The sequence below is a fragment of the uncultured Ruthenibacterium sp. genome, assembly GCF_963558415.1.
Classification (GTDB): Bacteria; Bacillota; Clostridia; order Oscillospirales; family Ruminococcaceae; genus Ruthenibacterium.
Genome location: NZ_CAUWGY010000005.1, coordinates 1 through 23,732, shown reverse-complemented (window position 1 = coordinate 23,732; position 23,732 = coordinate 1). Strand labels below are relative to the sequence as shown.

Genomic DNA, 23,732 nt, shown 5'->3' with positions numbered 1-23,732 from the left:
AAAGACTGAAAAATCGAGGTATAGATGTATGAAACAACAGCGCTCCTTCCCCTTGTTTACCGTCAGCGAAAAGGCGGCACATTCCATTCAGAGCGGCCACCCCTGGGTGTATGACACCGAGGTGCAAACGGCCGCGCCCGTGGAAAACGGCGAACTGGTGGACGTGGTCAGCCCCAAGGGCCGGTACCTGGGCACGGGCTTTGTGAGTTTGAAAAGCAAAATTCGGATTCGGCTTGTGTCCCGCAACGCCAACGATGACTTCTCCCCCGCCTTCTGGCGCAGACGCCTGGACCACGCCTGGCAATACCGCAAGACCGTGCTGCGGCCCGAGGAAGTGCACTGCTGCCGCATTATATTCGGCGAGGCGGACCATTTCCCCGGTCTGACCGTGGACCGCTTCGGCCCTCTTTTGTCGGTGCAGGTGCTGAGTGTGGGCATGGAGAAGCTGAAAGGGCTTTTGCTTCCCATGCTGGTGGAACTTTTGCAGGCCGACGGCCAGCAGATCACCGGCGTGTACGAGCGAAACGACGTATCCATCCGCACGTTGGAGGGCTTGGACAGTTACAAGGCCTGGTTCCCGGTGCCGGGACTGCCCACGCCGGACTCGGCCCTGGCTGAGATTGTGGAAAACGGCGTGCGCTACACCGTGGACGTGGAGAACGGGCAAAAGACCGGTTTCTTTCTGGACCAGAAGTACAACCGGGCGGCGGTGGCGCGGCTGGCCAAAGGCAAGACTGTGCTGGACTGCTTTACCCACACCGGCAGCTTTGCGCTGAATGCGGCTTTGGGCGGAGCGGCCCACGTGACCGCCGTAGACGTGAGCGAGAGCGCCGTGGAGATGGCCCGGCACAACGCCCGGGTGAACGGTGTGGAGAACGTGATGGAGTGCGTGGCCGCGGACGTGTTTGACTTGTTTCCCACGCTGGCCGCATCCGGCGCACCCAAGTACGATTTTATCATTCTGGACCCGCCGGCTTTCACCAAGTCCCGCAAAACTTTGCACGCGGCGCTGCGGGGATACAAAGAGATCAACTACCGCGCCATGAAACTTTTGCCCCGGGGCGGATACCTTGCCACCTGCAGTTGCAGCCATTTCGCCAGCGAGGAGGCCTTCTGCAAAATGCTGCGGGACGCCGCCAAGGACGCAGGCGTGCAGTTGCGTCAAATCGAGGCGCGCCAGCAATCTCCCGACCACCCCATTTTGTGGGGCGTTCCCGAGACAAACTATCTGAAGTTCTACCTGTTCCAAATCACCTGAATTAAAAAAGGGGGCTTGCCGCCCCCCTTTTCTTTTCTACATGCCCCGCAAACGCAGCCACAACATTTTAAGAGCGCCGTAGCCGTGTTCCTTATCGGTTTTCAACGTTTCCACCCGGGCCCACACCGCAGGTTTTCCGTCCAGCACGAGACCGCCGTGTCCTGCGCCGGTGATCTGTACCGGCGCCTCGGTTTTCCCCGTGTAGGAACAGGCGTCGTAATCCCACAAAATGCGCCCTTGCGGGTCTACTCCCGAGGCCCACATCGAACACGCCCGGCCGGCAGCCTCCCCGTAGCAGTAGCGCTCAAACAGCACCCGGCCGTCCCGATAAAAGGTCACTCTGTCCCGAAACCGGGGCCGCCCGGTCTGCTCGTAACAAAATCCCGCGCAACCCGCCTGTCGGATCTCGCTGGTCAATCCATCGATTTTCATGATTTTTGCGCCTCCCTGATCGCCTGTCGCTCCCGTTTTAACTCCTCAAGCAGCTCCAAAACCGTCCACTGGCGGTTGTGGGGCGTGACAACGGCCTTGTAGTCCACCTGTACGCCTTCTTTTTTCAGAGCAGCCAGAAGCGTCTGCAAAAGCTCGCCGTCCACGCCGTCCAAAAGCAAAAGGCTCTGCGCCGGCCCGGAAAAGGGGCCTTGCGGCGCGGGTTCGTCCAGCCGGTCCACCCGCTGCGTGATTTGACCCGGCGCAATGACCTTCGCCGAAATGTTCAACTGCTCCAACACCCGTTCCAGACCCTGGCGATCGGCCTGTTTTACACCGTAATGGTAAGCGCGCGGCGCCGCCGCAGCAATGTGTGCTTTCATCGTTTTCCCCTCCGAATCGTCGTCTTTCTTATTATGACGTTTTTTACCCCGGCCGTCAACCTTTCTTCCGGAGTGTTTATGTACAAATTGTACATAAAAAATTAACAGCATTCTCACATTTTAGCTATTGCATACAATGAAAATGCGGGGTATAATAAAGACACAGAAAGACAGAAGGGAGTTGAAGCCCATGTACCAAGCAGAAGAACCTGTGCAGTTGGTGCAGGGCGTATAACTCAGGACGGACCGCTACGATTGAACATCGATTAGAGCTGGTTCACTGCCCGGAGTTGCGGGAAGAGAAACCGCAGGAGATGAGGCAGATGGAACACCGTGTAGCGAGGCGCCGCCAAAAGAGTCTATGCGTCTTGCAGCCGAGAGGCACTCAAACACCGCCCCACAAAAATATTTGGCACCTGTTGGAAACGTGCCCATAAAAATAAAGCGGCGGTTACAGCAGCAAAAGCTGCATATGTTTTCGTAGTTTTGTGGTTGACAAACAAGGTGCGGAAATCGGAATAAGAGCAGAAAAAACTGCAAAAGGTTTTACAATTTGTCCGTTGAGAAACAGAGTGTAAAAACCAAAAAGAGCAGATCTGTTGCTGGTTTCGTAGTTTGTGGTTGACAAGCGGAGTACGAAAGCCAGGATGACAGCAGAAAATCTGCAGGCTTTGTGATTTGTACGTTGATAAACAAAGTGCAAGGACCGAAAAAAGCAGAAAAACTGCAATAAATCCCGCGGTTTGCAGTTGATAAGCAAAGCGCGAACAAAAATAACAAAGAAAGGTTATTCTACCAATGCAGTAGGCAAATGGCCTTATTCTTCCAAACACATTCACATTTCAAATAAATCGCAAATTAATATAGATCGCACAAGATTTCGTATGTTTGTGGTTGAACGAATGCAATGAGCTTGAGACAGAGATTTGCAGGCGAGTAAACCGGCATTTCTCAAGAAGGGAAACTAGACCCATGCACTGGTAAATAAAAAAGGGACGCCGCCCTTTCCGCAGTGGTTGAAAGCAAATGTTTGAGACTCTGAAAAAGCGGAGAAACGGTTTGGACAAGTGAATCATTGAACAATGGCGGCAGCGCGAGAGCGTTGCCGCTTTTTTTGAATTTTGGGATGTATTTTTCTCTCAGCGCCAATGCGCTCAAACGGGAATTTTCAAAAACTCGTTTGGTTGACAAGCCCTGTTTTGGCTATATAATATAGTAGTAATATTATGGGGTGGTATACCCCGCCCCAGTTTCAGACAAAGCGAGGCTTTTTTGTATGGCTCAAACCGAGATCCTTCCCGTGCTCATCGGCGCGGATATGAACTGTTATTCTGTGGCCCGTGCTTTTCACGAGGCCTATGGCGTTGTGTCGCACGCGTTCGGCCGCTGGCCCATGGGCGACACCATGTACTCCCGCATTGTGAAATGCACCTATATCAAGGACATTGATAATCCCGACACGCTTTTAAAAACCGTGACGGAGTTTGCCAATCAGAACGCCGGCAAGACCTGCATTGTGCTGGGCTGCACCGACGACTACGCCAGCCTTTTGATGGACATTCGGGACAAGCTGCCCCAAAACTGCGTGGCGCCCTACATCACGCCCGCTTTGCGGGACAAGCTGGTGAGCAAGGCAGATTTTTACGCTCTGTGCGACCAGTATGAGATTCCCTACCCCAAAACTTTCTGCGCCGAGCAGGCGCTCAGCGAAGAGGCGCTGAGCGAACAAGCGCTGGGCTTTTCCTACCCGGTGATCGTGAAACCTTCCTCGTCGATTTTGTACTGGAAACACCCCTTTGATGGCATGAAAAAGGTGTACACAGCCCAAAATCCCAAAGAGGCCGCCCAGATTCTGGGTCAGATTTACGCAGCGGGGTATCCGGACAAAGTGCTGGTGCAGGACATGGTGCCCGGAGACGACAGTTTCATGCACGTGCTGACCGCCTATGTGGACAAGGACAGCCATGTAAAAATGATGTGTCTTGGCCATGTGGGGCTGGAAGAGCACACGCCCAAGGCCTTGGGCAATCACGCGGCCATCATCACCGAGTACAATGAGCCTTTGATGGAAAAGCTGAAAACCTTTCTCGAGGACATCGGCTACACGGGCTTTGCCAACTTTGACGTGAAGTACGACAGCCGGGACGGTTCCTACCGGGTGTTTGAGATCAATCTGCGGCAGGGCCGTTCCAATTATTACGTGACAGGCGCAGGCTATAACCTGGCCAAATACGTGGTGGAGGACCGGGTGCTGCACAAGGACCTGGGCCCCTGCGTAATGAATCAAAAGGAGACCTTCTGGCACTCGGTGCCCCGGGCCGTGGTGTACAAATTTGTGAAAGACCCGGCCTTTGTGGCCAAGGCCCGCCAGCTTGTGCGGGAAGGCCGGGAGACCACCAGCTTCGGTTACAAGTTCGATCTTCTGACAAACCCAAAGCGCATGGCCTACTATCTGGTGCACATGCAGCGCTACTTTAAAAAATTCAAGACTTACTACAAGTGAGGAGGGACGCTTATGCCTCCGAAGATGCTGGGCATTCTGGGCGGGCTGGGGCCCATGGCCACGGTCTATTTCTATGAGCTTTTGACAAAGCACACCAAGGCCGCCTGCGACCAGGACCACATCGACATCATCATCAACAGCCGGGCCACCACCCCGGACCGCACCCGCTTCATTTTGGGTCAGAGCAAGGACGACCCCTTTGACATCATGGCGGCGGACGCAGCGCGGCTGGTGACCTTTGGGGCCGAAATGCTGGCCATTCCGTGCAACACGGCCCATTATTTCTACGACCGGCTGAACAAAACCATCCCGGTGCCCATTCTGAACATGGTGGAAGAGACCGTGTGCGCCGCAAAACAGTGCTGCGACAAGGTGGGGATTCTGGCCACCAGCGGCACTGTGGAGACCCGCACCTATCAGCGCCAGTGCGAGGCCCAGGGCCTTGCGTGTGTGGTCCCGGACCCTGCGGACCAGCAAAAAGTGATGGACATTATTTACAATGACATCAAGCAGGGCAAGCCCGCGGATATGGTCGCCTTTCAAAGCGTAGTGGACCATCTGCGCCAGGCCGGCTGCGGCCGGGTGATTTTGGGCTGCACCGAGCTGTCTTTGATCAAGCGGGACGAGCATCTGGATTCATTTTACATCGACTCGATGGAAGTGCTGGCCAAAAATGCGATTTTGGCTTTTGGCAAAACGCCCATCGGTTTTGAGGAGGACTGACCCGCCTATGTGTGGATTTATTGGATTTACCGGCATTCTGAACAGCAAAGAGACTGTTTTGCAGCGCATGATGGACCGCATCGTGCACCGCGGCCCGGACATGGGCGGCATGTACACCGACGAGGACGTGGCTCTGGGCTTTCGCCGCCTGTCCATTCTGGACTTGTCCGAGGCGGGCGCCCAGCCCATGAAAAACGAGGACGGCACCGTCATCGTCACGTTCAATGGTGAGATTTACAACTTCATGGACCTGCGCAAGGAGCTTGAGGCCAAGGGCCACACGTTTCACTGCAACGCCGACACCGAAGTTCTGGTGCACGGGTACGAAGAGTGGGGCATCGAATTGGTGTACAAGCTGCGTGGCATGTACGGCTTTGTGATTTGGGACAAGGAGAACAAGCGTCTGTTCGGCGCCCGGGACATCTTCGGCATCAAGCCTTTTTATTATTATCCCATCCCCGGAAACAAAGGGCTTTTGTTCGGCAGTGAGATCAAGAGCTTTCTGGAGCATCCGGACTTTGTCAAACAGGTCAATGAGAAGGCTCTGCGCCCCTATCTGACCTTCCAGTACTCGGCCACCGAGGAGACCTTCTTCAAGGGCGTGTACAAACTGCCCGCAGCCCACTACGTGGTGTACGAACATGGCAAATTGACCATTCAGCGCTATTGGGACTGCGAGTTTGAGCCACAGGAGCAGGACTTTGAAGCTTGCGCCGACAAGTTGGATGAGACCGTGCACGAGTCTGTGCAGGCCCACCGCATCGCGGACGTGAAGGTAGGCTCCTTTTTGTCCGGCGGCGTGGACTCCAGCTATATCACCGCCTGCCTGATGCCGGACAACACCTTCAGCGTGGGCTTTGACTATCACAAATTCAACGAGACAAACTACGCGGCCGAGTTGTCCGAAAAGCTGGGCGTGACAAACTACCGAAAGCTTTTGACCGCCGAGGAGTGCTTTGACGCTTTCCCCGACATTCAGTATCACATGGACGAGCCCCAGTCCAATCCTTCCAGCGTGCCTTTGTACTTTTTGGCAAAGCTGGCCCGGGAGCACGTGACCGTGGTCTTGTCCGGCGAGGGCGCGGACGAAATTTTTGCCGGGTACGAGTGGTACGCCGACACCCCCGCCATGGAGAAGTTCAAAAAGGTTCCTCGTCCTGTGCGCCGTCTGGCCGCGGACGTGGCCAAAAAGCTGCCCTACTTCAAGGGCAAGAACTTTTTGTTGAAATGTTCCGAGCGGCCCGAGGATTACTTCATGGGACAGGCGCTGGTGTTCCCGGAGAAAGAGGCCGAGGCCGTTTTGAAGCCCGCCTACCGGGTGGGCCCGGCGCCCCGCGCTCTGACCGACCAGGTGTACGCCCGGGTGAAGGACCAGGACGAAGTGACCAAAAAGCAGTATCTGGATATGAATTTGTGGCTGCCCGGCGACATTCTTTTGAAGGCGGACAAAATGTGCATGGCCCACAGCCTGGAGCTGCGTGTTCCCTTCCTGGACAAGCAGGTCATGGAGTTTGCCGAGACCATTCCCACCCGCTACCGCATCCACGGTACGAACACGAAAATCGTCATGCGCCACGCGGCCAACAAGACCCTGCCCGACGAGTGGGCCAACCGGCCGAAGAAAGGCTTCCCGGTGCCCATCCGCTACTGGCTGCGGGAGGAAAAATATTACAATCTGGTCAAGGATTACTTCACCAGCGACTACGCAGCCATTTTCTTCGACACCGACGCGCTGATGAAGCTGTTGGACGACCACTTCCACGAGAAGGCCAACAACCAACGCAAAATCTGGACGGTATTTACTTTTTTGGTATGGTATAAGCGCTTCTTCATCGATGAGAAATAATCCGACGCTTTGGCGGGGGATGCGCCAGCCCCCCGCTCCCCCCCAACGGGACCGTATTCACCTTCCTTGTTTGGTACAAGCGCTTCTTCATTGACGAAAAATGACCCGATGACCCTGCCCTTTGAGGCGGACAGGAGCCTTTTATGAAAAAGTTTCTCGGAAAAGTGTGTTTTATTCTGATTGGCGCGGCGCTGGGCGTGGCGATGGCACTGCTGATGGACCGGTTTGTGCCCGGCGCGCTGGATCTGCCTGGCCTGTCCTTTGCGGGCATCTGGGCGGGTGCGCTGGTATGGATGTATGTGGTGATTTATCTGTCCATTCCCCTGCACGAGGCGGGGCATCTTGTGTGCGGCCTGCTCACAGGATATGAATTTGTCTCTTTCCGGGTGGGCAAGACCATCTGGACCAAACGGGACGGCAAGCTGGTGCGGGGCCGCTGTCAGGTGGCAGGCACCGGCGGCCAGTGCCTGATGACGCCTCCGGGCGCGCCGGACAAATCCTTCCCCTACGCTCTGTACAATCTGGGCGGTGCGTTGGCCAATGGGCTGGCCGCGGTGCTTTTGTGGGCTGCGGCTCTGGCCGTGAACGGCATCCCCGGATTGATGTGCGCCATTGCGGCCGTGACGAGCCTGGCCGTGGCGCTGATGAACCTTTTGCCTTTTCCGGGCGTGTGCAACGACGGAAGAAATCTTCTGGACCTGCGCAAAAGCGACGAAGCGCGCCGGGCCTTCTGGATCACGCTCGAGGCCAACGCCCGGCTTTCCGAGGGAATGCGTCCCCGGGATCTGCCTGCCGATTGGACCGAGCCTTTGCCCGAACTGACAAAGCGCACCCCGCCGCTGACCTTTGGCCTGGTGATTCTGGAGGCCGCCCGCCGCATGGACGAAGGCGCATACGATGAAACCATGGCTCTTTTGAAAAAACTTTTGGAATATCCTCAGGTAGTGCCGGCCCAGCGGCTGGCCGCCCAGGGCGATCTGTTGCTTTTGACCCTTTTGACCGTTGGCCCCGGTGCCGAGGCAGGCGCTTTGTGCACGCCCAAGCTGTTGGGCGCTTTGCGTGCGGGCCGCACTTCGCCTCCCAGCCAGTGCGCGCTGTACGCCGCCGCCCGGCTTCAGACTGGCAATGAGAAGGACGCCCAAAGGGCCCGCGCCGCTTTGGAAAAGGCGCTTTTGACCCACCCCTATCCCGGCGAGAGCGAACTCTACCGGGAACTGTTCGATGCTGTTGACCACAAGGCACAGACCTTGTGCGGAACATAAATCACAGCGTGTTCCATTCGCACGCTTTGAAAGGAAGAAAACATATGGAAAAGAAAACCTATTACATCACTACGCCCATTTACTATCCCAGCGACAAGCTGCACATCGGCCACAGCTACACCACCGTGGCCTGCGACGCGCTGGCCCGCTACAAACGGATGCAGGGCTACGACGTGCTGTTTCTGACCGGCACCGATGAGCACGGCCAGAAGATTCAGGACAAAGCCGCGGCCAAAGGCGTGACTCCCAAACAGTACGTGGACGAGATCGTCGAGGGCAAAGGCGGCGTCAAGGATCTGTGGAAACTGATGAACATTTCCAACGACCGGTTCATCCGCACCACCGACGATTACCATGTGAAGGCCGTGCAGAAGATTTTTAAAACGCTGTACGACAAGGGCGATATTTATAAAGGCTGCTACAAGGGCCATTACTGCAAACCCTGCGAGAGCTTCTGGACGGACAGCCAGCTCAAGGACGGCAAGTGCCCGGACTGCGGCGGCGATGTGTACGAGGCCGAGGAAGAGGCCTATTTCTTCAAGACAAGCAAATACGCTGAGCGCCTTCTAAAGCTGTACGAGGACGTGCCCGACTTCATTCAGCCCGAGAGCCGCAAAAACGAGATGATCGCCTTCATCAACCAGGGTCTTCAGGACACCTGCGTGTCCCGCACCTCGGTGAAGTGGGGCATTCCCGTGGACTTTGACCCGGCGCACACCGTGTACGTGTGGGTGGACGCTCTGTCCAACTACATCACCGCTCTGGGCTATGAAAACGACGCTTACCATGACTATGACAAATACTGGCCTGCGGACCTGCACATGGTCGGCAAGGAGATCCTGCGTTTCCACACCATTATCTGGCCGGCCATGCTGATGGCTCTGGATCTGCCCTTGCCCAAACGGGTGTTTGGCCACGGCTGGCTGCTTTTGGACGGCGGAAAAATGTCCAAATCCAAGGGCAACGTGGTGGACCCGGTGATTCTGTGCGAGCGCTACGGCGTGGACGCCATCCGCTACTTTTTGTTGCGCGAGATTCCCTTTGGCAACGACGGCAACTTCTCCAACGAGGCGCTGATTGCCCGCATCAACTCCGATTTGGCCAACGATCTGGGCAATTTGCTGAGCCGTACGGTGGCCATGGTGGAAAAATACTTTGGCGGCACATTGCCCGAAGAGCGCACCGCCGGCGAATTTGACGAGGATTTGAAAGATGTGATCGAGGCCATGCCTGCCGCGGTCACTGCGAATATGGACCAGCTCTTGATTCCCCAGGCTCTGGCGGAAATTTTCAAGGGCATCCAGCGTGCCAACAAGTACATCGATGAGACCGCTCCCTGGGTGCTGGCCAAAGACGAAGCCAACAAACCCCGCCTGGCTGCGGTGCTTTATAACCTGTGCGAGAGCCTGCGCTATGTGGCCACTCTGCTGGCTCCCTTCCTGCCCGACACCACGCCGAAGATGGCAGCGCAACTGGGCATTGCAGGCGAAGCCATGGGCTATGACGATTTGAAGGGCTTCGGCACCCACGCCACATACACCGTACACAAGGGCGAAGCGCTGTTCCCCCGCATCGACGCGGCCAAAGAGCTGGAAGAGCTGGCCAAGGCCGAGGCGGAAGCCCGGGCCAAAGCCGCTCCGAAACCCGAAGCACCCAAGCCCGATGAGAACGCCGAGCCTCTGGAGCACCGGCCTCAAATCACCATCGACGACTTTGCCAAGTGCGAGCTGCGCGCTGCGAAAGTGCTGACTTGCGAGACCATTAAGGAGTCCCGCAAACTGTTGAAAATCACCCTGTTTGACGGCGAGCGGGAGCGTCTGGTGCTCTCGGGCATTGCCAAATGGTACAAACCCGAGGATTTGATTGGCCGCACCGTGGCCATCGTGGCCAACCTGGCTCCCCGTCCCATGATGAAGGGCAAATACGTGAGCGAGGGCATGATTATGGCCGCCAATCTGCCCGACGGCGGCGCGTCTGTGATTTTCTTCCCGGACGAAGTGAAGCCCGGCAGCCTGATTTCCTAACAAAACACAAAAGCGCCCCATCGGGGCGCTTTTTTCAAGAGGTATTTTATGATTTTTGACACTCATTCTCACTACATATCCCACCGGTTCGACGACCATCGTACCCAGCTTCTGGACTCGCTGCCCGGCCAGGGAGTTTGCGCCGTGGTGGACTGCGCCACGGACTATGACACCGCCAACCAGTGCCTGGCGCTGGCGGACAAGTACCCCTGGCTGTACGTGGCCGCGGGCATTCATCCCCAGAGCCTGATTGAAGAGGACGCCTCCACCCGCACCCGCTTTGGCGGGGACTGGCGAGCTTGCGGCCATCGAGCCTCTGTACGCAGACAAGCGGGTGGTGGCCGTAGGCGAGTGCGGGCTGGACCATTACTGGCCCATTCCCAAGGACGAGCAAGCCGCTCTGTTCGAGGCGGAGCTGGAAGTGGCCCGGGCCCATGATTTGCCCATCATTGTCCACGACCGGGAAGCCCACGCCGACACCTATGCTCTGTTGAAAAAGCACCGTCCCAAAGGGGTGGTGCACTGCTATTCCGGCAGCGCCGACGACGTGGCCTGGCTGACCGCCCAGGGGCTGTACATCGGGTTCGGCGGCGTTTTGACATTTGCCAACGCCCGCAAAACCGTGGAAGCCGCGGCCGCGTGTCCTCTGGACAAAATCCTGCTGGAGACCGACTGCCCATATCTTGCACCTGTGCCCTTCCGCGGCAAGGAAAATCACTCGGGCCTGATTTTGTACGTGGCCCGGCGTCTGGCGGAGATTCGCGGCATGACCGAAGAGGAGATTCTGCGCATCACGGAGGAAAACGCCCGCACTTTATTCGGAGTCTAAGGCCGGGTTTCCTTGGCAAAGGGGACTGGATTATGGCATTTTAGCCGCAGCCCTGTATTTTGTTGCACGCAAAGAGCTTTTACGCCTTGACCTCTTTCCGGGTTTGTTTGTTTTGATACATGATATCGTCCGCGGACATGATGATATCGCTCGGATTTTGAGCGTCATACGGCGGCTCACACACAACAAAACCTGCACTGACCTGATTAAACGCGCAAGGTGCGCCTTCATCCCAATTGTTGCATTGAACGATTCTGTCAACTTTGTGCTCGGTCAGTACACCATAATAGATTGCGATAAACTCATCCCCGCCGTATCGATAAAGCTTTCCCTTGTCTCCCAGTTCCTCCGAAACCACTTTTCCAAAATGTATCAGATACCTGTCGCCAATATCGTGGCCATACTTGTCATTGATGAGTTTAAAGCTGTCTAAATCAAGGAAAACAATCGAAAACGTCCGATTTTCTTGCATGAGAGAACGCATGTCTTTCATCAATTGCATGCGGTTTCCAAGTTTTGTTAAGACATCCTTTGAAACTTCCTTTTCAAGTTTATTCACTTTGATCGAATTGTTTATGACCTCGTAAACAATTCGATAGAGCAGATAGTTCGATACGACAAACATGACCAGCGCGGCAATTTGGAGTATGTATTTTTTGCTATCCAAAAAAATCACATGAAGGACAAGAAGCATAAAAAATTGAAAATAAATGCTTGTTTTCAAATATGCAAACTGCTTTTTTTGAACTTTCTGCGTATTTTGGAGGATGTAACAAAATTGAGGGATCATATATTTTCTAAACGGAACAAACGCTGCCCCCAAGAGGATTGCTTCGACCAGTGCCAAGGATAAATCGTAATTTGGAAAGCCCAAAAAATACGCTGTCTGTACAGAAATGGCCATGATTGCCAAAGAATAGGACCAATTCATACACACGTTGGTAAAAAGCAGTTCCAGCTTTTCTTGGTACAAAAATTTTAAGGGAACGATGTACAGAAATCCCAATACAGAAAGCTGGCCTTTTCCATAAAATTCTTTCCCCGGGGAAAGAATCCAAGGCAGGCTGAAAAGAGCGGTAAAACAGCAAAGCACCAATGCGGTTTTAAAGATGGAATATTTCCTGGTAAGACAACGGTCCAGATTGATTAAATTAAATATTAAAACTTCAATCGGGGGCAAAAAATATACATATTCCATCTTCGATGCTCCTAAAATAGTTTCGCACTGCGCACCTGAAAGGCCTTGTGTCCCTTTATCGATAAACAAACAAGATGCCGTACCGCCTGTTTTCTTTATTCAATGACTTTTTTCTGCTGCCATTTGTCGCCTTTGGCCCGCCACAAAAAGATGACCGCACGCACACACCAGTCGATGTACATGGCCAGCCACACACCTTTTAGCCCCATGTTCAGGGCATATCCCAACACGTAGGACATGCCGATGCGGAAGATCCACATGGAAATCATGCTCACGCACATGGTAAAACGGGCGTCGCCCGCAGCCCGCAGTGCATTGGGAAGAATAAAGGAGGGCGTCCAACTGAGCACGCTCCAAAAGCAGAATTCGCGCATGATCTCCATGGCCAGCGCCGTGGTGGCGGCGGGCATGGCGTAAAAGCCCACCAGAGGCCCGGCCAAAAACAGGATGGCACCGTTCATGAGCACAATGGTACCCCAGGCCAGCGCCATGAGATTGCGGGTGTAGGTGCGGGCCTGTTTTTTCTCTCCTGCGCCCATGCACCGGCCCACCACCGTGACCATGCCAAGGCCGATGGCCGAGGCCGGAATGCTGACGATGGAACTGACGTTGTTGCAGATGGCATTGGCCGCGATGGAGGAAGTTCCGAAAGAGGCCACCAGCCCCGCCACCAAAAGTTTGCCGATTTGGAACATGCCGTTTTCGATGCCGTTGGGCACACCCACTTTTAAAATGCTGCGGATTTTGCCACCATCAAAGCGCAGGCGCAGCACATGTTCCAGGCAAATGGCGTTGTGCGGGTTGCGCAAAAGCACCAGCACCATGAAACAGGCCGTCATGCGGGAAGCAAGACTGGCCGTGGCGGCACCGGCCACACCCATATTGAATTGATAAATCAGCAGCGCATTGCCGCCGATGTTGATTGCGTTCATAATAAACGAGGCCAGCAGCGACACTCTGGAATTGCCCATGCTGCGGAACAGCGCCGCACCGCCGTTGTACACGGCAATAAAAGGATAGGACAATGCGCTGATCCAGAAATAAGTCTCGGCGGCAGCCATCACATCCGGCTCCACCTGACCGAACATAAAGCGCAGCAAATGGCGGTTAAACGCCACGCACACCACCGCCAGCACCACAGACATGGCCAGTATCACATAAATCAGTTGACGCGCCGCGTCCCGGGCGCCTTCCCGGTCCCGGCGGCCCAGGTACTGGCTGGCCACCACCGCACCGCCTGTGGCCATGGCCGCGAACACCTGAATCAAAAGCACATTGGCCTGGTCCACCAGCGAAATGCCGGACACTGCCGCCTCGCCCACGGTGGCCACCATCATGGTATCGGCCATGCCTACGGTGACCGCCAAAAGCTGTTCAAACACCAGCGGCACGATCAGCCGCCGCAGTTCAGCACCGGTGAACACCGGTCGGATAAGTGTTTTTTCCATCCCCTTACCCTCCTGTCATGTATCATTGTGCGCCATTCCCTTTAAAAAAGCAAGGGCGGCAGACGCTTTTTTGGGTCTGCCGCCTGTCTTTTTGCAAAAAAAGAGAGGGCCAAAGCCCTCTCTTTTGCGCGTTTGAGCGTAAAAATTATACACCAGAATAGGCAGAGAAGCCACCGTCGATGGGCAGCACCACGCCGGTGATGAAGGAAGCTGCCTCGTTGTTCAACAGGAACAACAGGCCGCCGTCCAGCTCTTCGCTCTCGCCGAAACGGCCCATGGGGGTCGCGGCCAGAATCTTGCCGGTACGAGCCGTGGGAGTGCCGTCATCGTTCCACAGCAGTTTGGCGTTCTGCTTGGTGGAGAAGAAGCCCGGAGCCAGAGCGTTCACGCGGATGCCCACTTTGGAGAAGTGAACGGCCAGCCACTGAGTGAAGTTGGAGATGGCCGCTTTCGCGCCGGAATAAGCCGGGATCTTGGTCAGCGGGGTGAAGGCATTCATGGAGCTGATGTTGATGATGTTGCAGCCCTCTTTGCCGATCATCTGACGGGCAAACGCCTGGGTGGGGATCAAAGAGCCCAGGAAGTTGAGGTTGAACACGAACTCAACGCCCGAAGCGTCCAGATCAAAGAAGCTCTTGGTGTCGGCGTCGATGTCGCCCGCTTCAAAATACTCTTTGTCAGTGGTGGCGCGGGGGTTGTTGCCGCCGGCGCCGTTGATGAGGATGTCGCAGGAACCCAGGTCTTTTTCCACCTGGTCGGCCACAGCGTAGCAAACGTCCTTGTCCAGCACGTTGCATTTGTAGGCTTTTGCCTCGCCGCCCTCGGCGACGATCTCATCGGCAAATTTCTGAGCAGCCTCTTCGTTCAAATCCAGCAGGGCCACTTTGGCGCCCGCACGAGCCAGCGTCTTGGCAAAAGCGCTGCACAGAACGCCGCCCGCACCGGTCACAACGGCTACTTTTCCGGTCAAATTGGTATCCAAAACATTCTTTTGCATGATAATGTCTCCTTTGCTCAAAAAGGTTTATTTGCGGTCCTTCTCGCAAGCCTCGAACAGGCCATTGATGTAGGTGGCGCCCAGAGCGCGGTCAAACAGACCGTAACCGGGTTTGCCGGTCTCGCCCCAGATCATGCGGCCGTGGTCCGGACGGACATAGCCGTCGAATCCGGTCTCCACCAGTGCTTTGACGATCTCGTAGATGTCCAGGCTGCCGCAACTGGACAGATGAGCGCGCTCCTCAAAGCTGCCATCCTCCATGATTTTTACGTTGCGGATGTGCATGAAGCCGATGCGGCCCATAGCAGAATATTTGCGCACCATGGCGGGGATATCATTGGACTTGGCGCAGCCCAGAGAACCGGTGCACAGGCACAGGCTGTTGGCGGGGCTGTCCACCAGTTTCAACATACGGTCGAGGTTTTTCTCGCAGGTGATGATGCGGGGCAGACCGAAGATGGGATAGGGAGGATCGTCCGGATGAATGGCCATGACCACGCCGCACTCCTCGGCCACGGGGATGACCTTCTTCAAAAACTTCTCCAGGTTTTTCCACAGACCTTCTTCGCCGATCTCGCCGTAGGCGCTGATCAACTCACGCACTTCGTCCTGGGTATAGCTGGAATCCCAGCCGGGCAGATGGATGTCATCCTTCAAAGGATCCAGGCCCTTCATCTGATCCCAGTACATCACAAGGCTGGTGGAGCCGTCCGGCGCCTTTTTGTCCAGTTGGGTGCGGGTCCAGTCAAACACCGGCATGAAGTTGTATGTCACGCATTTGACGCCGTATTTCGCACAGCGGCGGATGTTCTCGCAGTATACTTCCAAAAGCTCGTCCACATTGTTGCGGCCCAGCTTGATGTCTTCGTGCACAGGAATGGATTCCACCACGTCAAACACAAGGCCGTGGGCCTCGCACTGCTCTTTCATTTTGGCCAGGCTCTCCTCAGGCCACACCTCACCGGGTTTTACATCGTACACAGCGCTGACAATGCTGTGCATGCCAGGGATCTGGCTGATGTACTCCAGACTGATGGGGTCGGATTCGCCGTACCAGCGGAACGACATTTTCATAGACAAAACCTCCTGTTTTTCGAATAAAAAGCGCCTTCCTGCGCTTTCTGTATCTGGTTCTATTGTAACGGATTGCGCTGTTTTTCACAAGTTTAGTGTACCACTTTGATTTACAATGAAAATAGCTTAAATTGCTTTACACATTGCGAATATTGTTGTAAACTGAAAATGGAAAAATCCACGAGGAGGCACAGGCATGGCAAGCCGAAATCAGCACTTTACATCCCGCCAGCACATGCTGCGGCGCAGCTTTGAAATTTACCGCTATTGCGACGCACAACCGGGAGAAATTTCGCTGCATCATCACGATTTTTACGAAGTATATCTGTTTTTGGGCGGCCATGTCTGCTATAATGTAGAGAGCCGGAACTATCATCTGTTGCCGGGGGACATTTTGCTGATCGGGCCCACCGAACTGCACCAGCCCCGCATTGAGAAAGACGCCGGCGTATACGAGCGCATGGTATTGTGGCTGGACAAGACGTTTTTGGAAAGTTTGAGCACCGATGCCACCAGCCTGACCCGCTGTTTTGACGTGAGCGTGCCGGGCCACACCAATCTTCTTCGGCTGGCACCGGCGGTGCGGGCGGAATTTCAACGGCTGTTGGAACAACTGGCCTTAGAAAACGAAAGCCAGCGTTACGGTGCCGAGGTGATGTGCCGGGGCCTTTTGTTGCAGGTGATGGTGGAACTGAACCGCATGGCCGAATCGCTGCCGCCGGACGGCGCAGGCGAGAAGGACGCGGGGGTGGTGCCTCAGGTGCTGCGGTACATCAACGAGCACTACACGGACCCGTTGTCGCTGGAGCTTTTGGCGAGCAAATTCTTTGTGAGCAAGTACCATCTTTCCCACGCTTTCAACCGGGTGGTAGGAACCAGTGTATATCGGTACATCGTGCAAAAGCGGCTTGTGATTGCAAAGCAGATGCTGGCGGGGGGCGTGGCGCCCACCGACGTGTACCGCCACTGCGGATTTGGAGATTACGCCAATTTTTACCGCGCGTTCAAAGCAGAGTATCACATCAGTCCGAAACAATATTCGGGCTGTGCGCATAATACGTTCCATGGAGGTTGATGATCATGTTTACTGTTACGAAAACACCCTTTGGCGAATACACCGCCTACGTGCTGGCCGATTCCGAAGCCGGCACCACGGCTACCGTGGTGCCCGAAAAGGGCGGTATGGTGGTCAGTATGACCAAAAACGGCGAGGAGTATTCCTGGCTGCGCCATCCGAACTTTGAGTTGCCCGAGCGTCCCCGCTGCGGCGTGCCCGTGTGCTTCCCTGTGTGCGGCCCGACCCCGGAGGAAGGCAACGAGTTTGAAGGCGGCCATTATCCCATGGTGGTCCACGGCATTTTGCACACCACACCCTGGGAGTATGCAGGCCAGAACACGCAGGACGGCGCATCTGTGACTGTGACGGTCACCGACAACGACGAGAGCCGCAAGAGCTATCCCTATTCCTTCCGTGTCACCGTGACTTACACGCTCAAAGGCAACGTGCTGCGCTTTGCCCAGAAGTATGAGAACACCGGCGACAAGGCCATGCCGTTCTCTTTTGGCTTCCATCCTTATTTCTCCATCAGCGCGGTGGACAACCTTGTGTGGGACCTGACCGCCGAGAGCGTGCGCGACGCAGACACCGGCGCGCTGACTCCCTTCACGGGCGTGGACTTCCCCTACGATCCGGACCAGACCACCCGCCACTATGCAGGCGTGAAGAGCCCCATGTCCTTCACCGACAAGGGCAACGGCCACCACGTGACCGTGCGCTTTGACGAGCACTTTACCAACGCAGTGCTTTGGCAGCAGGGCGCCGAGAAATTTGTTTGCATGGAGCCCTGGAACGGCTATCCCGGCAGCATGCGCGGCACCCACGAAGTGCTGGATGCAGGCAAGAGCCTGGAAGCTGCTTTCGAAGTAGAGATCTGATTTTTTTGAAAGTCAAAAACGCGCTCTGTTTCGGACAGAGCGCGTTTTTTTATGTGTTTTGAAAACTCCAAAAAGCAATGTCCGCCGGGTCGGCGCCTGCATTTTCCAGCCAGCGGGCCGCACCGCCCAGTTTGTCCCACTCGTCCAGAGCCCTTTCCATGGCCTCGGCCTCACAGCCCAGCAAGGCCTTGTAAAAATCGGGGGCCGTGTTCGGCGGGATGGTGGCCACGTCCAGCTCAGGCGCGCCTGCCAGCATGTCTTTTGTGCGCAGGTAGTCCCCAATCACCTCGGCGCGCGGCACGCCCGCGCACAGAAGGAGCAGCGCGGCCAAAAGCCCCGTGCGGTCTTTGCCGGCAGAGCAGTGGAACAATACGCCCTGCCCCCGGCGCAGACTGTCCGCAGCCAAATGCACGGCCCGGACAAAGCGTGGCCCCTGTACGTGCAGCATGTGCAGATACAATTCGCCCAGCCGGAAGGTGGGGTCCATGCGGCGCACGGTGAACAAGGGGGTGTTGTCGATGGGCACCGGCACCACCGCGTTTTGCAAAGCGGCAGGGGTGGGTTGGCGCAGTTGTTCATCGGGCCGGCGCAAATCGAGGATGCAGCCAATGCCCCAGTCTTGCAAAAGGCGGATGTCCGCGTCGGTGAGAGCGGCCAAATGGTCGGACCGCAACAGGCGGCAAGGCTTGCCGCCGGGAAGGAGCACCCCCAGATCCCGTGTGTTGCGGGTGCCCTGTAACAGTGAAGCGTTCATTTGATCCCACTTTTCATAAAAGAGTCAATGATCTGCTTTTGCAAAACAAGGTACAAAATCAGGATGGGCAGGCTGGCCAGCACCGCGGCGGCCAGCAGCGGCCCCCAGAGGTTTCCGTCGCTGGAAAGGAACATGCTCAGGCCAATTTGCACGGTGGCCTTGTCGATGCTGCGGGTGATGAGCAGCGGCCAGAAGTACTCGTTCCAGCAGTTGATAAACAAAATGATGCCCAGAGAGGCCACCGGCCCTTTCAAATTGGGCAGCACCACCTGCAAAAGGGTTTTCAGAGAGTTTGCCCCGTCCACCTGTGCCGCCTCAAAGATGGTTTTTGGGAAGGCGTTGAAACTTTGATACAGCGTCAAAATGGCGAAGGCAGACGCCAGATTGGGCAGTACAATGCCCGTGACCGTGTCCCGCAAGCCCAGTTGCACCAGGTTCACGTAGTTTGGCAGCATGGTGGCCTGAAACGGCACAAGCCAGGTGACCGTGAACAGTCCGTAGAACAACTTTTTGCCGGGAAAGTCCCAACGGGTCAAAGCGTAAGCCGCCAGAATGCCCGTGAGAAGCTGGCCTGTCATTTGGAAAATGCCGCTGGCAAAGCTGCGGACGATCATGGTGGGCAGCGGGATCATGGCCAGCGCATCCACAAAGTTCTGCAAGGTCACATTTTGGGGCAAAAAGGAAAAATAGAGGATCTCATCCGTAGGCTTGAAGGCATTGAGCACCATCCACACCAGCGGAAACAGCGACAGCACGCTGACCGCCGCCAGAAGAACGTGGCCCGCCCAGCGGACGGGGCCGCGGTAAACAAGCACCTGTGTTTCCATGTACGATTCGCTCCTAATTGTCGTAATAGCTCAGTTTTTGCCCCACGTGGCTCAGCACCAGAGCGATGAGCCCAAAGCCCAAAAAGAACACCACTGCCGAGGAGCTGGTGAGCCCCGAGGACGAAGTGCGGAAGCCCTTGTCCCACATGAAATAATAAGCGTTGATGGTGGCGTTCAGCGGTCCGCCCTGGGTCAGGGTGTCCACATAGGTAAAGCTCCAACTGGATGCAAACAGAATGCTGAGCATGGTGTTGAACACCAGTGTGGGTGACAGAAGGGGCAGTGTGATGCGGAAGGTCTGCTGCCAGAAACCCGCGCCGTCCATGGCTGCGGCCTGGTAGTATCCGTCGTCGATGTTCTGCACGGCGCTGTAAAACAGCAGTGTGAAGAAACCGGTCATCTTCCAGCCCGTGATGAAGATGATGCATCCCAGCGCGTACTTGGGGTCATTGAGGAACGAGATGGATTCCTGGACGCCCAGTTTTTCCAAAAGCTGGTTCAAAAGGCCGCCCGCCGGGTGCAAAATCCAGCGGAATACCGCCGCCGCGGCCACGGGGGCCAGAATCATGGGCACGAAGATCATGCCCCGGTAAAAGGCGCTGGCCCGCTTGGTGATGCTTTTGGCAAAGATGGACACCATCACCGGCAGCACGATGGAAAAGGGCAGCAGCCCCACCATCATCAAAAGGGTGTTCACCACCGCATTGGAAAAGCCCGGTGTGCGCAGAAGTTTTGCGAAGTTGTCCAGCCCGCAGAACTGGGGCGTGGTGGTGGGCAGCATGTTCCAGTTAAAAAAGCTCAGATAAAAGGTGCGCAAAAGCGGCCAGTAAATCCACACGCACATCAAAACTAGGGCGGGCAGCAGGTACACATAGGGCTGCCAGCACACCCGGGAAAGAGCTTTGCGCTTTGTTTTCACAGCCGCTTGTTCGCGGCCGCGCCGGGGCAGCGCAAGCCCCGGCGCGCAAGTCAATGTATCGCTTCTCATATGCTTCTCAGCCGTTCAACAGTTCCTGGTCCTGGGCGGCGGTATCGTTGACGATCTGCTCCACCGGCTCGTCGGTCCACAGCACTTTGTCCACCATCTCGTACAAGGAAGCACTCAAGGTCTGCCAGTTCTCTGTGGGGAAGGGCGTGGTCGGCTGCATGCGGGTCATCTGCTCCATGTTCACACCCAAAAGCGGATTTTCCTGTGCGAATTCGTACAGAGCGCCGCCCTCTTCTACAAGCGCCGGGCGCAAAGGCAGATAACCGATTTCTTCTGTGATGATCTCATAGCCGCGGTCGCTGGACATGTACTGCAAAAAGCGCCACACCGCATCGCGTTTTGCTTCATCCTGGGTGAATACGAACAGCGCGCTGCCGGAGTTGGTGGGCACGGCTTCTTTGCCTTCAAAGGCGGGCATGGCTGCACCGTACAGCTCCCAGCCGCCGGCCTCGGCAGCCTTTTTCATGCTGGCGTGCACTGCGCTGGACTGGAGATACATGGCCAGTGTTCCGTTGGAGAAAGCCTCGCTGGCCTCTTCCTCGGTCAGGGTTCCGTGAACGCCCGCGTCGGCCATGTCGCGCAGCATCTGCATGGCGCCCATGCCGCCCTCTTCGTTGAAGGTGACGGTGGTGCGGTCATCGGACAGGATGCTGCCGCCGTTGGAATAAATCAGCGCCTGGGCGATCCACTCACCGCTGGATGCACCGGTGGTGGCCACGTGCAGAGCCTCCACGTCGGGGTTGGCTTCTTTGATGGCCTGGCCATAGGCAAGCACCTCATCCCAGGTCTCGGGCGGGTCGTTGGGGTCGAGACCTGCCTGCTCGAACAGGGTTCCGTTGTAGAACAGAATGGGCGTGCTGAAGGTGAAGGGCAGGCAGTAGGTCTTGCCGTCAAACTCGCCCAGAGCCAGACCGTTGGGCGAGAAGGTCTCGAAGTTTTTGTCAAACTCCTCTTCGCTGGTCAAATCGTTGATGGGTACGGCGCCCAGGCTGTTCACGGCGAAATCCATGGCGCGGAACGGAAGCTGTGCCACGTCGGGAATTTCCCCGGCGGCCATGTCGGCCTGCAGGCGGGCAGCCATGTCGGAGTTGGACACCGGGATGCCCGTAACTTTCACGTCCGGATTTTGTTCCATGAACTCATCCAGCAGCTTTTGGGTCCCTTCCTGGGAGTTTGCGTTCAGCAGCGTGTAGCTGTAAAAGGTGATCTCCACGGGTTCCGTGGCAGTGTCTTCGCTGCCGGCCGCCGCAGCGGTCTGCTGGGCCGCGCCTTCCTCGCTCTGTCCGCAAGCGGCCAGGGAAAACGCCAGAACACCGGCCAAAGCCAAGGCCATCCATTTTTTAAAAATCATCGTTCTTTCCTCTCTCTCACAAAATTTATTTCTCCGCGTGGTATTCCCGCATCTGCCGGGGCGTCATGCGCCCCAAAACCGTTCTTTCATCCAGGCAGAAGGGAGACCAGTAAAATTCGTTGTCGTACACGGCGCAGAACTGAGCCTGCAAGCCGTCCACAAAGTTCAGCGCACCGCCCTGAGGCATGTCGATGGCAAAGGCCACTCCTGCGCCGGTGTAGGCGGGCGTGCCGCCGGGCAGCATCGCGGCGGTGGCAAAGTGCTTGTGCCCTGCCAGGACCGCTTTTACCGGATAGCGCTCCAGAATGTGCTGGAACAAATCTGGCTGCTGCAAATTGTTGCCATTGGTGGCGTGCACCGTGGTGCCGCAGGGTGGATGATGCAAAGCCACCACCGTGGGGGTCGTACACCCTTTTTCCAACTGTTCTTCCAGCCACTGAAGCTGTTCGGTATCCAGCCGTCCGAGCACTTGGTCGTCCACGGCCGAGTCCAGCACCAAAAGGCGCAGGCCGGGCATTTTGATTTTGTAGTAGTAAGGGCCCGAGTGAGCAGGTGTTTCGCAAAAGCCCCGGTAAAAGGCATCGTGTCGGTCATGGTTGCCCAGGGCCACATAGGTGGGCAAACCGTAACGCTGTTCCATGGTCTGGACAAACAGACGAGCAGCAGCGTAAGCAGCGGCGTCGCCTTCGTGTACAAAGTCGCCGGTGATCAGGACAAAGGCCGGCTTTTGGTCCAGCGCCGCGGCCGCGGCGTATACACGTTCCACCCGCTGGGGCGAAGAGCAGATGGGCTGCCGGTTTTCCTCAAAGCACAAATGGGTATCGGAAATGTGCAAAAAATTGACTTCTTCCAATCGAAAAAGTTCCTCCTCTCAAGAAGGGCATTTTGGGCGGCCGTCCGGACTTTTGCCGCCTTTTTTATTGTAGCATTCTGCTCATTTTAAACCAGACACCTTTTCGTCAAATGTTCGAAAAAAATGACTTTACATCGTTTCTTTTCTTTTGTCCAAAAACAACAAAAAGCAGACGTGACCCGCCTGCTTTTCAGAAAAAGCGCCGAAAATTTTCCCCATTCCGCCCCGGGTGTAAAAAGCGGCGGCAGGCCGTGTAAAATTTCCGTGCACAACCAAAAACACCGCCCCTTGCGGAGCGGTGTTTTTGGGTTTGAGTGATCTTGAGTTTTTTAAACACGGGACGACGGCAAGCGCTAATTGCCGTCGTCTCGGGATCAGTAAAATTAGCGCTGGATACGTCCGGAGCCGTCGCCGCCGGCCAGCTTCTCCACCTCAGACACGGTGACCATGTTGTAGTCGCCCTCGATGGAGTGTTTCAGAGCGGAAGCCGCCACAGCGAATTCCACCGCAGCCTGGGTGTCCTTGCCGTTCAGCAAGCTGTAGATCAGGCCGCCGCCGAAGCTGTCACCACCGCCCACACGGTCGATGATGTGCAGATCGTATTTCTTGGAGAAGCAATACTCGTCCTTGGCAACGTTGTACAGCATGGCGCTCCAGCCGTTGTCAAATGCAGAGTGGCTCTCACGCAGGGTGATGGCAACCATCTCGAAGTTGAATTTGTCCGCGAGCTGTTTGGCCACGCTCTTGTAGCCCTCGTGGTTCAGAGTGCCGGCATAGATGTCGGTCGCCTCGGCCTCGATGCCGAATACGTCCTTGGCATCCTCTTCGTTGGAGATGCAAACGTCCACATACTGGCACAGATCGGTCATGGCAGCGCGGGCCTCTTCACGGGTCCACAGTTTGCCGCGGTAGTTCAAATCGCAGCTAATCTTCACGCCGTGCGCTTTGGCAGCTTTGCAAGCCTCGCGGCAGATGTCTACCACATTGGGTCCCAACGCCGGAGTGATGCCGGTGAAGTGGAACCAATCCACGCCCTCGAAGATGGAATCC

22 protein-coding genes are annotated in these 23,732 nt (G+C 56.1%); 10 read left to right on the top strand and 12 right to left on the bottom strand.

The features are described from left to right. Positions 1–28 precede the first annotated feature (28 nt). Positions 29–1,258: a class I SAM-dependent rRNA methyltransferase gene (locus AB5H98_RS01630; protein ID WP_367924169.1), complete on the top strand. Its 1,230-nt coding sequence runs from the start codon at positions 29–31 to the stop codon at positions 1,256–1,258. Between the two features lie 36 nt (positions 1,259–1,294). Here the strand turns inward: AB5H98_RS01630 and AB5H98_RS01625 are convergent, their stop codons facing one another. Together AB5H98_RS01625 and AB5H98_RS01620 are read right to left on the bottom strand one after the other, a co-directional pair. Next, positions 1,295–1,690, bottom strand: a complete 396-nt coding sequence (locus AB5H98_RS01625; protein WP_367924168.1) for a hypothetical protein — start codon at positions 1,688–1,690, stop codon at positions 1,295–1,297. After that, positions 1,687–2,070, bottom strand: coding sequence for a DUF3783 domain-containing protein (locus AB5H98_RS01620; protein ID WP_367924167.1), 384 nt, complete (start codon positions 2,068–2,070; stop codon positions 1,687–1,689). The genes AB5H98_RS01625 and AB5H98_RS01620 overlap by 4 nt, the downstream gene beginning before the upstream one ends. 1,276 nt (positions 2,071–3,346) lie before the next feature. Here AB5H98_RS01620 and AB5H98_RS01615 point away from each other — a divergent pair. The 7 genes from AB5H98_RS01615 to AB5H98_RS01585 all read left to right on the top strand — a co-directional run bounded on the left by AB5H98_RS01615 (position 3,347) and on the right by AB5H98_RS01585 (position 11,257). Continuing rightward, positions 3,347–4,573, top strand: a complete 1,227-nt coding sequence (locus AB5H98_RS01615) for an ATP-grasp domain-containing protein (RefSeq protein WP_367924166.1) — start codon at positions 3,347–3,349, stop codon at positions 4,571–4,573. Positions 4,574–4,585: 12 nt separating this feature from the next. Then, positions 4,586–5,296: an aspartate/glutamate racemase family protein gene (locus tag AB5H98_RS01610; RefSeq protein ID WP_367924165.1), complete on the top strand. Its 711-nt coding sequence runs from the start codon at positions 4,586–4,588 to the stop codon at positions 5,294–5,296. Positions 5,297–5,303: 7 nt separating this feature from the next. Then, a complete protein-coding gene (gene asnB / locus AB5H98_RS01605; RefSeq protein WP_367924164.1) occupies positions 5,304–7,142 on the top strand; it encodes an asparagine synthase (glutamine-hydrolyzing) in 1,839 nt (612 codons plus the stop codon). A 143-nt stretch (positions 7,143–7,285) separates the two neighbouring features. After that, complete coding sequence (locus AB5H98_RS01600; RefSeq protein ID WP_367924163.1) at positions 7,286–8,404, top strand: hypothetical protein; 1,119 nt, start codon at positions 7,286–7,288, stop codon at positions 8,402–8,404. 26 nt (positions 8,405–8,430) lie between these two features. Then, on the top strand, positions 8,431–10,428 hold the full coding sequence (gene metG, locus AB5H98_RS01595; protein ID WP_367924211.1) for a methionine--tRNA ligase: 1,998 nt from the start codon (positions 8,431–8,433) through the stop codon (positions 10,426–10,428). Between the two features lie 48 nt (positions 10,429–10,476). Further along, positions 10,477–10,866, top strand: coding sequence for a TatD family hydrolase (locus AB5H98_RS01590; protein WP_367924162.1), 390 nt, complete (start codon positions 10,477–10,479; stop codon positions 10,864–10,866). Further along, positions 10,763–11,257, top strand: coding sequence for a TatD family hydrolase (locus AB5H98_RS01585; protein ID WP_367924161.1), 495 nt, complete (start codon positions 10,763–10,765; stop codon positions 11,255–11,257). The genes AB5H98_RS01590 and AB5H98_RS01585 overlap by 104 nt, the downstream gene beginning before the upstream one ends. 79 nt (positions 11,258–11,336) lie before the next feature. Here the strand turns inward: AB5H98_RS01585 and AB5H98_RS01580 are convergent, their stop codons facing one another. From AB5H98_RS01580 to uxuA, 4 genes are all read right to left on the bottom strand, one after another. Further along, a complete protein-coding gene (locus AB5H98_RS01580) occupies positions 11,337–12,455 on the bottom strand; it encodes a GGDEF domain-containing protein (RefSeq protein ID WP_367924160.1) in 1,119 nt (372 codons plus the stop codon). Between the two features lie 95 nt (positions 12,456–12,550). Next, positions 12,551–13,903: an MATE family efflux transporter gene (locus AB5H98_RS01575; RefSeq protein WP_367924159.1), complete on the bottom strand. Its 1,353-nt coding sequence runs from the start codon at positions 13,901–13,903 to the stop codon at positions 12,551–12,553. Between the two features lie 145 nt (positions 13,904–14,048). Further along, positions 14,049–14,900, bottom strand: a complete 852-nt coding sequence (locus AB5H98_RS01570) for an SDR family oxidoreductase (RefSeq protein ID WP_367924210.1) — start codon at positions 14,898–14,900, stop codon at positions 14,049–14,051. Positions 14,901–14,927: 27 nt separating this feature from the next. Beyond that, entirely contained in the window at positions 14,928–15,974 is a 1,047-nt protein-coding gene (uxuA, locus tag AB5H98_RS01565; RefSeq protein WP_367924158.1) for a mannonate dehydratase, read from the bottom strand. Positions 15,975–16,170: 196 nt separating this feature from the next. Here uxuA and AB5H98_RS01560 point away from each other — a divergent pair, with 196 nt between their 5' ends. Together AB5H98_RS01560 and AB5H98_RS01555 are read left to right on the top strand one after the other, a co-directional pair. Further along, the gene (locus AB5H98_RS01560; protein ID WP_367924157.1) at positions 16,171–17,049 is read left to right on the top strand and encodes an AraC family transcriptional regulator; all 879 of its coding nucleotides are present in this window, start codon (positions 16,171–16,173) and stop codon (positions 17,047–17,049) included. A gap of 5 nt (positions 17,050–17,054) precedes the next feature. After that, positions 17,055–17,909: an aldose epimerase gene (locus AB5H98_RS01555; RefSeq protein ID WP_367924156.1), complete on the top strand. Its 855-nt coding sequence runs from the start codon at positions 17,055–17,057 to the stop codon at positions 17,907–17,909. Positions 17,910–17,958: 49 nt separating this feature from the next. On the opposite strand, the gene AB5H98_RS01550 is transcribed toward AB5H98_RS01555, so the two are convergent. From AB5H98_RS01550 to AB5H98_RS01525, 6 genes are all read right to left on the bottom strand, one after another. Beyond that, on the bottom strand, positions 17,959–18,663 hold the full coding sequence (locus tag AB5H98_RS01550) for a tyrosine-protein phosphatase (RefSeq protein ID WP_367924155.1): 705 nt from the start codon (positions 18,661–18,663) through the stop codon (positions 17,959–17,961). Next, on the bottom strand, positions 18,660–19,490 hold the full coding sequence (locus AB5H98_RS01545) for a carbohydrate ABC transporter permease (protein WP_367924154.1): 831 nt from the start codon (positions 19,488–19,490) through the stop codon (positions 18,660–18,662). Before AB5H98_RS01545 ends, AB5H98_RS01550 begins: the two co-directional genes overlap by 4 nt. Positions 19,491–19,503: 13 nt before the next feature. After that, positions 19,504–20,478 (bottom strand): carbohydrate ABC transporter permease, encoded by a 975-nt coding sequence (locus AB5H98_RS01540; protein ID WP_367924153.1) that lies wholly within the window; start codon positions 20,476–20,478, stop codon positions 19,504–19,506. Between the two features lie 7 nt (positions 20,479–20,485). Beyond that, the gene (locus AB5H98_RS01535; RefSeq protein ID WP_367924152.1) at positions 20,486–21,829 is read right to left on the bottom strand and encodes an ABC transporter substrate-binding protein; all 1,344 of its coding nucleotides are present in this window, start codon (positions 21,827–21,829) and stop codon (positions 20,486–20,488) included. Between the two features lie 25 nt (positions 21,830–21,854). Further along, a complete protein-coding gene (locus tag AB5H98_RS01530) occupies positions 21,855–22,682 on the bottom strand; it encodes a metallophosphoesterase (RefSeq protein WP_367924151.1) in 828 nt (275 codons plus the stop codon). A 383-nt stretch (positions 22,683–23,065) separates the two neighbouring features. Next, positions 23,066–23,732: PfkB family carbohydrate kinase (locus AB5H98_RS01525; RefSeq protein WP_367924150.1), on the bottom strand; the 667-nt coding region annotated here is incomplete at its 5' end.